Raw genomic sequence first — 12,250 nt, 5'->3', positions numbered from 1 at the left:
GAAGGAAGGCCCTTCTTCTGCCGAACCTTTCTCTGGCAAAGCCAACCCCAAACGATGCCTGCTGACCCAGCGTCTTCCCCCTCCCAGACTTGGCATGTGCTGGTGATCGATGACGAGCAGGGACGGCGGGCTGTGGCCCTCAGTGCCGCCACCTATTCCATCGGCAGGGATCCCAGCAACGCCATTGTCGTCCATTCGGCGGCGGTTTCTCGGCAGCACGCGCTGCTCTTGCGGCTGCCGCAAAAGGGCGGTGGCTACACCTACCGGCTGTTGGACGGCAATATCGAAGGCAAGCGCAGCACCAATGGCATCTCAGTAAACGGGCAGAAATGTCTGAGCTGGGATCTCAAGGATGGGGATCAGATCCAGTTGGGGGATCAGGTGCGGATGCAGTATTGCATTCGCCAGTTGTCGAACGAAGAGTTTCAGCGGTATCTCCAGTCTGTCAGCTTTCGCAGCCTAAAGGCGGAGGTGGTGGATCGGCGCTCCACAACGATGCAGCGGTTTGACCCGCCCTCGATGCGGGTGATTTTGCCCCAACAGGAGAGGGCGGAGAAGGTTGAAGACGTGGGATCCCGCCGTCGCAACCCGCTGTGGCTGCTGTTCCAGACGCTCTGGGGACGTTTGGGGAGAAAGTCGAGGTGATTCAACTCTCAGGAATGCCCACCTGCTCTGAGTCTGAGCGAGCTGATGGGGTTTCGACGCGGTCTTGCTCTGATGCTTCTGCCTGCAGATCCAGGAGAGAAGGAGGAGAGTCTACTTCCCCGATCAATACTCCCCGCAGCCAGAGGGGGGCGATAAAGGTGGTGGCGATCACCATGACGATGATGCTGACGTCGAGAGCCTCGGAGAGAACCCCGCTGGCCGCTCCCACGCCGGCAAACACCAGGCCCACCTCGCCGCGCGGGATCATGCCCACGCCGATGGCATAGCGGTTGATGCCCGGCTTGCCGAACGCCCCCAGGCCGGCGGCCAGCTTGCCCACAATCGCAACGCTAACCAAGAAGACGGCAATGATCAGCCCCTCGCGGTTGGCGGGGAGGGTGGGGTTGAGCACGGCGAGGTTGGTTTTGGCCCCGACGCAGACGAAGAAGATGGGCACCAGCAGGTCGGAAACGGGCTTGATCTGTTCTTCTAGCTCCTGGCGCTTGTCGGTTTCCCCTAGAATTAGGCCGGCGGCAAAAGCGCCCAAAATCGCCTCCAGGTGGATCACCTGCCCTACGTAGGCCAACAAGAAAGCCAAGACCAGAGCGGGCAAAAGGGGGTTGCCGCGGGCTTTCAGGTTGTTGAGGAGAGCCACAAAGTAGGGGCTGAGGAGTCGCCCCAAGACGATAGAGCCGACGAGAAAGACGACAGCGCTGACGACGATGAGGCCAACATCGGCGACGTCAACCTCTCCGGTTTTGGCCAAGCTGGCCACCACCGCCAAGATGATGATGCCCAACACGTCGTCCAGGACGGCGGCGCCGATGATCACCTGCCCTTCGAGGGAGGTGAGTTTTTGCAGCTCGGCCAAGACGCGGGCGGTGATGCCAATGCTGGTTGCCGTCAGAGCCGCCCCGGCGAAGATGGCAGGGATGACAGGCACGTGAAAGAGGTAGAGCAGGCCCAGTGTTCCCGCCGCAAAGGGCACAGCAACCCCAATAACGGCCACGGCCGCCGCCTGCGGGCCAACCCGCAACAGTTCCCCCAGATCCGACTCAAGACCAATTTCAAAGAGAAGGATAACCACCCCCATCTCCGAGAGGATGTCGATGATCTGGCTTTGGGAGGAGAACACCTGCACCAGGGATCCCTTGTCAAGACCCGCGGTGGCCTGCAGAATCTGCATCAGAGCTGAGGACTGGGCCAAGGTAGGCAACGCCTCGGCAGAAAGCGGCCCTTCGGGAAAAACCAGTAACCCCAGGCCAGAACCGCCCACCAACACTCCTCCCAGCAACTCTCCCAGCACGGGGGGAAAACTCAGGCGAACGGCCATTTCTCCGCCAACGCGGCTGGCCAAGTAGATGACCACCAAGGCCAGCAGCACCGCCACCAAGATCAAGGGAGAGAGGTTGTCTCCCCCTGGCGCCTCGACGGGAGCGGCGGCTTCGACAGCCAGCAACACAGAGCTTAGGCAATTCAACAGCAAGATCTCACCCTTAGATGGACAGCTTTTCGTCTAAGCCGGCCTGACCAGAGCGCCAGAAAAGCTTGTGTTGCCATCTCTGGGGTCGCCCTGCCGGAAGACTGTTACAAAAACTAACCTCCCGCGTAATCCCATGGCAACGCCCATGTGGGCACTCTTTCCCCTTGCCGATAGTCCAGATAATTAGCACTTATCTGGAGTATTGTCCCTGCTGCCCGCCGAGAATTGGGCCGAGGAGGGGCAGGGGCCAACTTCCCAGAACGACAATGGAGGAAATAGAAACTCTCGCAACCAAGCTAAGGCCCACCGATGAGCTACTACATCCCCCCCACCTTTCTTAAAGTTGTCGCCCTGCACCTGACCAAAAATCATCTTCCTCTGCCCGACGTGCCCGTTCCGCTCATCTTGGGCATCCACGGGCGCAAGGGGGAGGGCAAGACCTTCCAATGCAACCTCATCTTTGAGCGCATGAAGGTCTATGCCGTCCACATCTCGGGGGGCGAGCTGGAAAGTCCCGACGCCGGGGATCCCGCCCGTATGATTCGCCTGCGCTACCGTGAAGCTGCCGAGCACATCCGCAAATTTGGCCAGATGGCCGTGCTGATGATCAACGACCTGGATGCCGGCGCCGGTCGCCTGAACAGCATGACCCAGTACACCGTCAACACCCAACTGGTGAGCGCCACCCTGATGAACATCGCCGACAACCCCACCAACGTGCAGCTTCCCGGCAGCTACGATCCCAAGCCCCTGCCGCGGGTGCCCATCATCGCCACCGGCAACGACTTTTCCACCCTCTATGCCCCCCTCATCCGCGATGGGCGCATGCGCAAGTTCTACTGGGAGCCCAGCCGCACCGACCGCATCCACATCGTTCACGGCATTTTTCAAGCCGACGGGCTGTCTCTTGAGGAGATTGAGCGCCTGGTGGACGCCTTTCCCGAGCAGGCCATCGACTTTTTCGGCGCCCTGCGCGCCCAGCTCTACGACGAGCAGGTATGGCAATTTATCCAAGAAGTCGGCCTGGAAGGGATTGCCTTTCGCCTGCTCAAAAGCAAAGAGGGCGCCCCCCAGTTTCCGCCACCGCGATTTTCTCTGGAGCAGTTGATCCAGGCCGGCCACCAGCTCAAAGCCGAGCAACACCAAGTAGAAGCCCGTCGCCTCTCCGAGGAATACCTTGGCCTCCGGCGCTCCGCTCCTCAAGAGCCGCCCCCCGCTTCCCCGCCATCCCCTCCTCCTGTGGCTGCCAACTCGGCCGATCCTGCCCCAGTTTCCCTCAACCCAGACGTGCAGGCCCAGCTTCGCCAGATCCTGGCCCAAGGCTATGAGATCCTGGTGGAGCATGCGGATCCGCGCCGCTACCGCGTTCATTCCTGGCAGGAGTGTGGAGTTGCCCACCTGAGAGAATGGGCCGCTGCCTGTCAGGCTGTCGAGCAGTGCCTCAGCCGTTTTCCCAAGGACTACATCCGGCTGGTGGGCGTAGATCCGGTGAAAAAACAACGGCGGGTCGAGGCCATCATCCACCGCCCCTGAGACTGAACCGGGGCAAAATGGCACAATGAGAGAGCCTCCCCTCTGCCCGACAATCCTCCCTGGATCATGCTGTTTTGAATCATGCTGTGGCTGCGTCTTCTCCTGGTAGCTTTGTGCGTCGTGTTAATGGGCTGGTTGTCTCCGCCTGCCCATGCTCTCCTCAACGACGACCGCTACGACGGCAACATCTTTGCCCTCTATGGCTCCAACGGCGGCATGATCCCCCCTCGTGTCTCCCTGAAACAGGCCAAAGAACAAGGGATCCCGGCCCTGCTGGTGTACTACATCGACGACAGCAGCGACTGCAAAAAATACGCAGCCACCCTGGCCAACCTGCAAGTTCGCTATGGCTGGGGAGTCTATTTCATTCCTTATTCTGTCGATTCCCTCCTGCCTGGGGATGAGCGTGGCCAATACTACAGCGGCCAAGTCCCCCAGACCCTGCTTTTTGACTCCCAGGGCAACCTCGTCTACCAATCCATTGGCAACCGCCCCATCACCGAAGTGGAAAACGCCATTCGCGCCCTCTTCCAGTTGGATCCCGTCCCCCCAGGGGTGATCCAAGCCAAACCCTTCAACGAGATCCAAACCGGGTTTGCCGGATCCCGTTCCCCCGCCCCCCCAGCCGAGGCGCAGCCGTGACCGCTCCTCCCGATTCCCCCGATTCCCTTGAGGCTCTGCAAGCCAAGCTCGAGATCTTGCAAGCGCGGCTGGCCGACCTGCGCGAGCTGGAGCGCCTATCCCAGCTCTCCCCCGAACACTGGGCTGAAATCCAGGCGGAAGTCAGCCAATTGGAACAACGTCTGCAAGCCTACCTGTTGGAAGTGTTTAACCCCGTTCCTGCCACCTTTTGGCAGGTGCTGCGTTTTGGCGGCCTGGGCCTGCTCCTCGGCATTGCCCTGCAGCGCTGGGCGCTGAGCTAGCACCCGTTAAGATTAAAAGCCCTTGGATCCCGGAGCTCCTTCCCATGCGCATGCGACGCTCCAGACCGTTCAGTTTTGACTGCAAGACCTCGCCTTTTCTGCCTCTGTTCGGCTTAGGCAGCTTTAGCTGCTTCTGAATTATCCTAGTGTTGCGGGCACCAGAAACGGCTTTTAAGGCACTGGGAACGGTCGATTGGGGCTGCTGTAAACCAGCCCAGAGGTCCGCGGTCGGTTTGCCGACTGCAGGGCTACTAAAAGCTCCTGACTTTAGTCTGGAGTAGTTTACAACCCCTCTCCTAGAGGGAGAGGAGAGTTGAGAACTAGAGTTACTCCCACCATCCAACTTCCCCACACCCCCAGAACCTGCCTCAGCAGCCCCAGACTCTCCCGCACCACCTGGGGGCTCAAGGGACGAGCCGGGATCCCCACCTTGGGCTTCTCTTTGGGGATGCCGCGATAGAAATTGGTGCCTCCCAACTGGATCTGCAGCCGCCAGGCAAAGGCCGCCTCGCTCCACCCCGAATTGGGGCTGGGATCCGCCCGCCCGTCGCGGCGACAGCGCTGCCAAAATCCCCAGGGATCCCCGCTGAGCAGGGCCAGGGTCAGCACCGTCAGGCGACAGGGCAGCCAGGTCAGCCCATCCTCACAGCGGGCCGGCACCGTGCCCAGGTAGGTGAAGGGGGCATGGCGGTAGCCCACCATCGAATCAAGCGTGCTGCTGGCCTTGTAGGCCAAAGCCAAGGGCGCCCCTCCCAAAAAGGCATAGAACAAAGGGGCCGTCGCCCCGTCGGGGGTATTCTCGGCTACCGTCTCGACCACCGCTCGCAAGATCTCCGCCTCCGTCAGGTGCTCCGTATCCCGGCCCACGTAGCGGCTTAGGCGCTGGCGGGCCTGCGGCAGATCCCCCTTTTCCAAGGGATCCAACACCTCCAAGGCGGCAAAGCGCAGGCTGCGCCCCCCTAGGCAACTGGCCATCAGGATGATCTGCATCAGGATCCCTGCCCAGGGATGGAGAGCCTGGGCAACGGCGATCAGCCCCCAGCCTGCCGCGTAGGATCCCGCCAGCAGCGCCAGGGTGAGAGCTGCCCCGCCCCAGCGCTGGGCCGCCGGCGTTGGGCAGCGCCTGAGAATGCAACTCTGGCCCCAGGCGATGACCGCCCCCATCACCCGCACCGGATGGGGCCACCCCCAGGGATCTGCCAACCAGTAATCCAGACCCAAAGCCGCCGCCAGCACCAGGGGAGCGGCTGGCTGACTCGGAAAAAACAGCAAGGTCTCCCTCCCGCAGGCGCGATCAGACCACAAACCCTCCCCCCTGACTTTGGGCTGCCTGCCAACTGCGGGCGTCGAAGTAGAGATCTTCCAGAGTTGTTTCCTCCAACACCTGCTCCACCCGCTGGGCGATCCGCCGCCAGAGGGCCTCCGTTACCCAGTCCAGCCCATCCGCAGAGCCTTCCTGCTGAGCCCCTGCCCTCTCAGCCGGGAGAGGATCCAGAGATTCTCCCACCGCCGCCAAAATGGCGCTAATTGGGATCCGCCGCGGTGCCCGTGCCAGCCGGTAGCCCCCCTGCGCCCCGCGCTGCGAACAGACCAAGCCAGCCTGGCGCAGCTCGATCAACAGCTTTTCCAGATAGGGGGCCGGGATCTGCTGTCGCTCGGCAATGGCCCGCACCGAGGCCACCTGGCCAAGCATCGCCAGATCCAGCAAAGCCCGGATGCTATAGGTAGCTCGCGTGGTCAGGCGCACCTGCTTTCTCCCGCCAATCTTCCCCGATCCTGCCACAGGGATCCCTTAACCTGGAAAGCAGTACCCGCTTAGCTCTGGCCTTGTCGAGATGGAGCGCCCCACCGCCAGCCTCTACTTGGTGGCCACCCCTATCGGCAACCGCGAAGACATTACCCTGCGGGCGCTGCGAGTCCTACGGGAAGTGGACTGGGTGGCGGCAGAAGACACCCGCCACTCCGGCCAGCTTCTTAAACACTTTCAGATCTCCGCCCGCCTCATCAGCTACCACGAGCACAACGCCGCCCAGCGCATCCCGCAAATCCTCAAGTATCTGGCGGCAGGGCAGTCGGTGGCCCTAATCAGCGATGCCGGCACACCCGCCATCTCCGATCCAGGAGAGGAACTGGTGCGCGCCTGTATCCAAGCTGGGATCCCGGTGATCCCGGTGCCTGGCCCGGTAGCGGCAGTGGCCGCTTTGGCTGCTTCTGGGCTGGCCACAGGGCGGTTTGTCTTCGAGGGGTTTTTGCCGCTCAAAGCCAGCCAACGACAAGCCCGTCTGCAACAACTGGCCCAAGAAGAGCGCACCGTCGTTCTCTACGAAGCCCCCCATCGCCTGCAGCAAACCCTGCAAGATCTCCTGGCTCACTGCGGCCCCCGGCGGCAGATCGTGCTGGCCCGCGAGCTGACCAAGCTGCACGAGTCCTTCTGGCGGGGATCCCTGGCCGCCGCTCTGGAGCACTGCGCCGCCCAGCCGCCGCGGGGGGAGTTCACCCTTGTTCTAGAGGGGCGGCCTGCCTCCGAAAAGGGCGAAGAAACCTCCCCCTCGGAAGCGGAAGTTCGCCAGGAGCTGGCCCGCCTGCTGGCCGAGGGCCTTCCCCGCTCCGCTGCCAGCCGCCAACTGGCCCGGCGCTTCCAGGGATCCCCCCTGTGGACGCGGCGCCGCCTTTACGATCTCTGCTTACAACTGGAGCCCCCTCCCTCCCTGGCCCCTCCGGCAAGCGACGACGAGACAGAATCCTAGAGCATGGCGCGCATCTTGTTGGTGGACGACGAAGTGGAGCTGGCCGATTCCCTGGCCCAGCACCTGCGGCGAGAGGGCCACAGCGTGGACGTGGCCTACGAGGGAAACAGCGCCTGGGAGCTGCTGCAGAAGCCCCCAGCCCCACCCTACGACTTGCTAGTACTGGACTGGATGTTGCCGGGCCTGTCCGGCCTCTCCCTCTGCCAACAGGTGCGACAGGTAGATCGCGCCACCCCCATCCTCTTCCTGACCGCCAAAGATACTCTCGACGACCGGGTGGAAGGGCTGGACGCCGGCGCCGACGACTACCTGGTCAAGCCCTTCGAGCTGCGGGAGCTGCTGGCGCGGGTGCGAGCCCTCTTGCGGCGGGCTGCCGGCCCCGGCGAAGGGATCCCTCGCCTGCAAATTGGAGACCTAGAGCTGGATCGGGAGAACCAAGTGGCCTACCGCCAAGGACGGATGATCCACCTCTCCCAAAAAGAGTTCCGCCTGCTGGAGTACTTCATGGCCCACCCCGGCCAGTTGCTCACCCACGAGCAGATCTACGAGCGGGTGTGGGCCGGCGAGGATCCCCCCAGCAGCAACGTCCTGGCTGCTCAGGTGCGCCTGCTGCGGCGCCGCCTCCGTCTGCCCGGCTCCCCCGAGTTGATCCACGCCGTCTATGGCAAAGGCTACCGCTTCGGGCCTGTGGCCGAGGATCCTCAGCAGCCGCCAACCCCCCTCTCCCCCTGGGAGAGGGGCTGAGGGTGAGGGATTACTTGGACTTGAGCTTCTCCGCCTTCTCGATGGCCTCCTCGATGGTGCCCACCAGATAGAAAGCCTGCTCCGGCAGATGATCCAGTTCTCCGGAGAGAATGCGCTGGAAGCCTTTGATGGTGTCCTCCAACTTCACGTACTTGCCAGGCGAGCCAGTGAAGACCTCGGCCACAAAGAACGGCTGCGACAGGAAGCGCTCGATGCGGCGGGCGCGGGCCACCACCAGCTTGTCCTCTTCCGACAGCTCGTCCAACCCCAGAATGGCGATAATATCCTGCAACTCTTTGTAGCGCTGCAGCGTTTGCTTCACCGCCTGAGCGGTGTTGTAGTGCTCCTCGCCCACAATGTCTGCCTGCAAGATGGTGGACGAAGAATCCAGGGGATCCACCGCCGGGTAGATGCCCTTGGCCGCCAGGCTGCGCGACAGCACCACCGTCGAATCCAGGTGGGCAAACGTCGTCGCCGGCGCCGGGTCCGTCAGGTCGTCGGCGGGCACGTACACCGCTTGCACCGACGTGATGGATCCCTGCTTGGTGGAGGTGATCCGCTCCTGCAGGTTGCCCATTTCCGTGGCCAAGGTGGGCTGGTAGCCTACCGCCGAGGGCATGCGGCCCAACAGCGCCGACACTTCCGAGCCAGCTTGCACAAAGCGAAAGATGTTATCGATAAACAGCAGCACATCCTGCTTGTTGACGTCGCGGAAGTACTCCGCCATCGTCAAGGCGGTCAGGCCCACCCGCATACGAGCGCCCGGCGGCTCGTTCATCTGGCCGTACACCAGCGCTACTTTGTCCAGCACCCCCGATTCTTTCATCTCGTTGTAGAGGTCGTTCCCCTCGCGGGTGCGCTCTCCCACGCCGGCAAACACCGATAGGCCGGAGTGCTCCTCGGCAATGTTGTGGATCAGCTCCTGGATGAGCACCGTCTTGCCGACGCCGGCGCCGCCAAACAGGCCCACCTTGCCACCTCTCTTGAAGGGGGCCAGCAGGTCGATCACCTTAATGCCGGTTTCAAAGGGCTCCGGTTTGACGGTCAGCTCCACAAAGGGCGGCGCGCTGCGGTGGATGGGGGCAAACTCCTTGGCTTGCACCGGCTCTCCTTGATCCACTGGCTCCCCCAGCACGTTGAAAATGCGACCCAGGGTAGCCTCGCCCACCGGCACGGTAATCGGGGCACCTGTATCCACCACTGGCATGCCCCGCACCAAGCCATCGGTAGAAGACATGGCCACGGCCCGCACGCGGTTATCCCCCAAAAGCTGCTGCACCTCAAAGGTGACTTTGACCTTCAATCCGCTTTCGGTCGTCGCCTCCACCTTGAGAGCGTTGTAGATTTCAGGCAGCTTGCCGCTGGGAAACTCGGCGTCGATCACAGGTCCAATGACCTGAGTGATGTAGCCAACGTTGGTCGCAGTAGCGGTGGCAGTAACCATGGTCGAGGCTCAGCTCCTTGTGTACTCAGTTGCAGTTATGGACTCAGCGATGCCGGATGGGAGTTTCAGAATGGGCCATGAGAAGATCTCGGACTGGGCGGCTGGATCCCGGTAGCAAAAGCCAACAGGTCTACCCCTGGACTTCGGTCTCGCGGCTCGGTTCTCTTCTGCCCAAGGGTACCGCTTCAAGGCCAATACAAAACCCTAGCTAATGTCTTAGGGGTTAGACTACTGGGTTTTTGAAGCGGTTGACTACCCATGCCGCCATACAAAAGGTACCACAAGGCCGTCCCAAAGGACAGAACGGGGCTCTAAACCCAGTTTTTTGCTCCTTTGGCAATGGCTTTGGCTTCCCCACTCGGCAGGGAACTGGCTCAGTACTCAAAGGTCATCGGCGGGAAACGGGAGGAGGAGAAGCGGCCAGTGCCCGGTTCTCGAGCAGCGGCGGGATCCCGAAAGCTCTCTGCCTCCTGCTGAAAACGCTGTAGCGCTTGTTCGATTTCCCGGAGCCTTGCTTGAATTTGCCCTTGCCGTTCCTGAATGAACTCCAATTCCTGGTTGAGCCGCTGCTTTTCCACAGTGAGCTGCTGCATCTCGGCATAGAGAGCCGATTCGGTTTTGCGGCGAGGGATCGAGCGTAACTTTGGGCGGGGCCGGGAGCGGGGCACGCGGGGCAAGCTCATAACAGAACAAATGGGATCCAGAGAAAAGGGCGTTGCGCCCATCCTAGCGCGCTCTCGCAGGCAAGAGGGCTGATGGCCTTGGCAGATGTTCGGATCTGGAGGCATGGCTGATAGGCGCCGCCTGGAGGATGTGCGCCCTTGGCGGCAACCCTGTTCCTCGGTAGGATCCGACTTGTCTAGGATGGGGAAAAGCAATGGTCGAAACCGCAGCGGAACTGTTGCAGCGCTATGGCAGCGGCGAGCGGGACTTCAGCAACAGCCAATTGGCCGAAGCTGACCTGGCCGGTGCCGACTTGGCCGGGATCGACCTGGGCGGAGCAACCCTCCAGCAGGCCAAACTGGCCGCTGCCAACCTGGAGCGGGCCTACTTGAGCGGCGCCGACCTCAGCCAAGCCGATCTGCAGGGATCCAACCTGCGCCTGGCCAATCTAGAAAAGGCCAAATTGCAGGGATCTCGATTGCAAGGGGCCAACCTGCGCGGCGCCAACCTGACCGCAGCCGACCTGAGTGGTGCCGATCTCAGCCAGGCAGACCTGGCGGGGGCCAACCTCAGCGGCGCCAACCTGAAAGGGGCCAACCTCAGCGGCTGTAAACTCAAGCTTGCCAACCTGCGGGGAGCCTGTTACGACACGGCCACTCACCTAGAAGCAGATGTCGCTCCCGCCGAGTTGGGCATGGTTTCCGCCTAGCCTGCGGCTAGTTGTCCTGAGGCTCCAGATCCAAGATCTCCTGGATCTCGGCATCGGTATAGCCCACCGCCCGCAGCTTCTCTGCCACCGCCTCGATCTCCTGCGCCGACAGATCGTGCTGGCGTACCCGATCCCAGAGATTGGCCACAATCTGCAGCAGCAAACGGCTGCTTTCCGCCTCGAACAGCTCAAAAGACGTCGCCATCTCGATTGCCTGCAACACCTCCTCGGCGCTGCCAATCGGCTGATCGAGGGATTGTTCCTCCAGATCCACCAGCAACTGGCGCAGCTGATTCAGGCCCTCCCCAAGAGCAGACATACCCCCGGCTCCTCAACGGCACCTGAGCACTCACCCTAACAGGCTTGCCTCCCTGGGCAAAAGGGATCCGATGAATTCCGCACCACCTGAGGCTATTCTGAGTAGAGGAACAATTTAGTGGCAAGCGCCAGGATTGTTGAAGGGCCGGCGAAGCGGTTCACAACAATCTACAACTACAAAAGGAGATGCACGAGTATGGCCCCAGCGAACGTCCTGCCCAACACCCCCCCGTCCCCCACTGATGGGGGCGGCACTGCCCTAGACTACAGCAGGCCAAGGTATCGGCAGGCCTACTCCCGCATCAACGGTATTGTTATCGAAGGCGAACAAGAAGCCCACGACAACTACCTCAAGCTGGCCGAAATGCTGCCGGAAGCTGCAGAGGAGCTGCGCAAGCTGGCCAAGATGGAATTGCGCCACATGAAAGGCTTCCAGGCCTGCGGCAAAAACCTGCAGGTGGAACCCGATGTGGAGTTTGCCCGCGCCTTTTTCGCGCCCTTGCGGGACAATTTCCAAAGCGCCGCAGCGGCAGGGGATCTGGTCTCCTGTTTTGTCATTCAGTCTTTGATCATCGAGTGCTTTGCCATTGCCGCCTACAACATCTACATCCCGGTTGCCGATGACTTTGCCCGCAAGATCACCGAGGGGGTAGTTAAGGACGAGTATCTGCACCTCAATTTTGGGGAGCGCTGGCTGGGCGAGCACTTTGCCGAGGTTAAAGCCCAGATCGAAGCAGCCAACGCCCAAAATCTGCCTCTAGTTCGGCAGATGCTGCAGCAGGTAGAGGCGGATGTGGAAGCCATTTACATGGATCGCGAGGCCATTGTAGAAGACTTCATGATCGCCTACGGCGAGGCCCTGGCCAGCATCGGCTTCAACACCCGCGAGGTAATGCGCCTCTCGGCCCAGGGTCTGCGGGCCGCCTGACGCAACTCAACTCTGCCTGCCGATTGGTTTTCCGGCCTGGCTGGAACGCTCCCTACCCTCTCTGGGTGCGGACATGTTTTGATGGGATCCGGATGGAGCTCATAAAGTTAAGT

General features: G+C 61.7%; 14 protein-coding genes. 8 read left to right on the top strand and 6 right to left on the bottom strand.

The features are described 5' to 3' along the window. The first annotated feature begins 54 nt into the window (after positions 1 to 54). Positions 55 to 645 (top strand): FHA domain-containing protein, encoded by a 591-nt coding sequence (locus ACVWXC_RS01970; protein WP_011429337.1) that lies wholly within the window; start codon positions 55 to 57, stop codon positions 643 to 645. 1 nt (position 646) lies between these two features. On the opposite strand, the gene ACVWXC_RS01965 is transcribed toward ACVWXC_RS01970, so the two are convergent. After that, positions 647 to 2,104, bottom strand: a complete 1,458-nt coding sequence (locus tag ACVWXC_RS01965; RefSeq protein WP_457390901.1) for a cation:proton antiporter — start codon at positions 2,102 to 2,104, stop codon at positions 647 to 649. Between the two features lie 333 nt (positions 2,105 to 2,437). Here ACVWXC_RS01965 and ACVWXC_RS01960 point away from each other — a divergent pair, with 333 nt between their 5' ends. The 3 genes from ACVWXC_RS01960 (at position 2,438) to ACVWXC_RS01950 (ending at position 4,584) form a co-directional block, all read left to right on the top strand. After that, positions 2,438 to 3,661: a ribulose bisphosphate carboxylase small subunit gene (locus tag ACVWXC_RS01960; protein ID WP_011429335.1), complete on the top strand. Its 1,224-nt coding sequence runs from the start codon at positions 2,438 to 2,440 to the stop codon at positions 3,659 to 3,661. 126 nt (positions 3,662 to 3,787) lie between these two features. Further along, the gene (locus ACVWXC_RS01955; protein ID WP_228375408.1) at positions 3,788 to 4,303 is read left to right on the top strand and encodes a thylakoid membrane photosystem I accumulation factor; all 516 of its coding nucleotides are present in this window, start codon (positions 3,788 to 3,790) and stop codon (positions 4,301 to 4,303) included. After that, complete coding sequence (locus ACVWXC_RS01950; RefSeq protein WP_011429333.1) at positions 4,300 to 4,584, top strand: hypothetical protein; 285 nt, start codon at positions 4,300 to 4,302, stop codon at positions 4,582 to 4,584. Before ACVWXC_RS01955 ends, ACVWXC_RS01950 begins: the two co-directional genes overlap by 4 nt. A gap of 282 nt (positions 4,585 to 4,866) precedes the next feature. On the opposite strand, the gene cbiB is transcribed toward ACVWXC_RS01950, so the two are convergent. Next, positions 4,867 to 5,856, bottom strand: coding sequence for an adenosylcobinamide-phosphate synthase CbiB (gene cbiB / locus ACVWXC_RS01945; RefSeq protein ID WP_099812485.1), 990 nt, complete (start codon positions 5,854 to 5,856; stop codon positions 4,867 to 4,869). 22 nt (positions 5,857 to 5,878) lie between these two features. Continuing rightward, positions 5,879 to 6,331 (bottom strand): Rrf2 family transcriptional regulator, encoded by a 453-nt coding sequence (locus ACVWXC_RS01940; RefSeq protein ID WP_011429331.1) that lies wholly within the window; start codon positions 6,329 to 6,331, stop codon positions 5,879 to 5,881. Positions 6,332 to 6,419: 88 nt separating this feature from the next. On the opposite strand from ACVWXC_RS01940, the gene rsmI reads away from it, so the two are divergent. Further along, the gene (rsmI, locus tag ACVWXC_RS01935; RefSeq protein WP_099812486.1) at positions 6,420 to 7,331 is read left to right on the top strand and encodes a 16S rRNA (cytidine(1402)-2'-O)-methyltransferase; all 912 of its coding nucleotides are present in this window, start codon (positions 6,420 to 6,422) and stop codon (positions 7,329 to 7,331) included. A gap of 3 nt (positions 7,332 to 7,334) precedes the next feature. Further along, positions 7,335 to 8,075 carry a two-component system response regulator RppA gene (gene rppA, locus ACVWXC_RS01930; RefSeq protein WP_011429329.1) on the top strand — a complete coding sequence of 247 codons (741 nt, stop codon included), beginning with the start codon at positions 7,335 to 7,337 and terminating at the stop codon, positions 8,073 to 8,075. Between the two features lie 10 nt (positions 8,076 to 8,085). Here rppA and atpD read toward each other — a convergent pair whose 3' ends face one another. Beyond that, a complete protein-coding gene (gene atpD / locus ACVWXC_RS01925; protein WP_011429328.1) occupies positions 8,086 to 9,519 on the bottom strand; it encodes a F0F1 ATP synthase subunit beta in 1,434 nt (477 codons plus the stop codon). Positions 9,520 to 9,893: 374 nt separating this feature from the next. Then, a complete protein-coding gene (locus ACVWXC_RS01920) occupies positions 9,894 to 10,244 on the bottom strand; it encodes a gas vesicle protein GvpV (protein WP_228375407.1) in 351 nt (116 codons plus the stop codon). A 152-nt stretch (positions 10,245 to 10,396) separates the two neighbouring features. Here ACVWXC_RS01920 and ACVWXC_RS01915 point away from each other — a divergent pair, with 152 nt between their 5' ends. Further along, positions 10,397 to 10,891, top strand: a complete 495-nt coding sequence (locus ACVWXC_RS01915) for a pentapeptide repeat-containing protein (RefSeq protein ID WP_099812487.1) — start codon at positions 10,397 to 10,399, stop codon at positions 10,889 to 10,891. A gap of 7 nt (positions 10,892 to 10,898) precedes the next feature. Here the strand turns inward: ACVWXC_RS01915 and ACVWXC_RS01910 are convergent, their stop codons facing one another. Beyond that, positions 10,899 to 11,210 (bottom strand): hypothetical protein, encoded by a 312-nt coding sequence (locus tag ACVWXC_RS01910; protein ID WP_457390795.1) that lies wholly within the window; start codon positions 11,208 to 11,210, stop codon positions 10,899 to 10,901. 195 nt (positions 11,211 to 11,405) lie between these two features. Between ACVWXC_RS01910 and ACVWXC_RS01905 the strand changes: the two genes are divergently transcribed. After that, on the top strand, positions 11,406 to 12,137 hold the full coding sequence (locus ACVWXC_RS01905) for an aldehyde oxygenase (deformylating) (protein ID WP_457390793.1): 732 nt from the start codon (positions 11,406 to 11,408) through the stop codon (positions 12,135 to 12,137). The last annotated feature ends 113 nt before the right edge of the window (positions 12,138 to 12,250 follow it).

The sequence above is a fragment of the Thermostichus sp. OS-CIW-20 genome (genome assembly GCF_054061455.1).
The sequence above is the reverse complement of the archived record's forward strand: the minus strand, read 5'-3'. Positions and strand labels throughout refer to the sequence as shown.

Excerpts from the sequence above, each read along its gene's own strand:
- ACVWXC_RS01960 (WP_011429335.1), top strand. The coding sequence starts at position 2,438 with ATGAGCTACTACATCCCCCCCACCTTTCTTAAAGTTGTCGCCCTGCAC.
- ACVWXC_RS01970 (WP_011429337.1), top strand. The coding sequence starts at position 55 with ATGCCTGCTGACCCAGCGTCTTCCCCCTCCCAGACTTGGCATGTGCTG.
- atpD (WP_011429328.1), bottom strand. The coding sequence starts at position 9,519 with ATGGTTACTGCCACCGCTACTGCGACCAACGTTGGCTACATCACTCAG.
- ACVWXC_RS01920 (WP_228375407.1), bottom strand. The coding sequence starts at position 10,244 with ATGGGCGCAACGCCCTTTTCTCTGGATCCCATTTGTTCTGTTATGAGC.
- ACVWXC_RS01905 (WP_457390793.1), top strand. The coding sequence starts at position 11,406 with ATGGCCCCAGCGAACGTCCTGCCCAACACCCCCCCGTCCCCCACTGAT.
- ACVWXC_RS01910 (WP_457390795.1), bottom strand. The coding sequence starts at position 11,210 with ATGTCTGCTCTTGGGGAGGGCCTGAATCAGCTGCGCCAGTTGCTGGTG.
- ACVWXC_RS01915 (WP_099812487.1), top strand. The coding sequence starts at position 10,397 with ATGGTCGAAACCGCAGCGGAACTGTTGCAGCGCTATGGCAGCGGCGAG.
- ACVWXC_RS01955 (WP_228375408.1), top strand. The coding sequence starts at position 3,788 with ATGGGCTGGTTGTCTCCGCCTGCCCATGCTCTCCTCAACGACGACCGC.
- rppA (WP_011429329.1), top strand. The coding sequence starts at position 7,335 with ATGGCGCGCATCTTGTTGGTGGACGACGAAGTGGAGCTGGCCGATTCC.
- rsmI (WP_099812486.1), top strand. The coding sequence starts at position 6,420 with ATGGAGCGCCCCACCGCCAGCCTCTACTTGGTGGCCACCCCTATCGGC.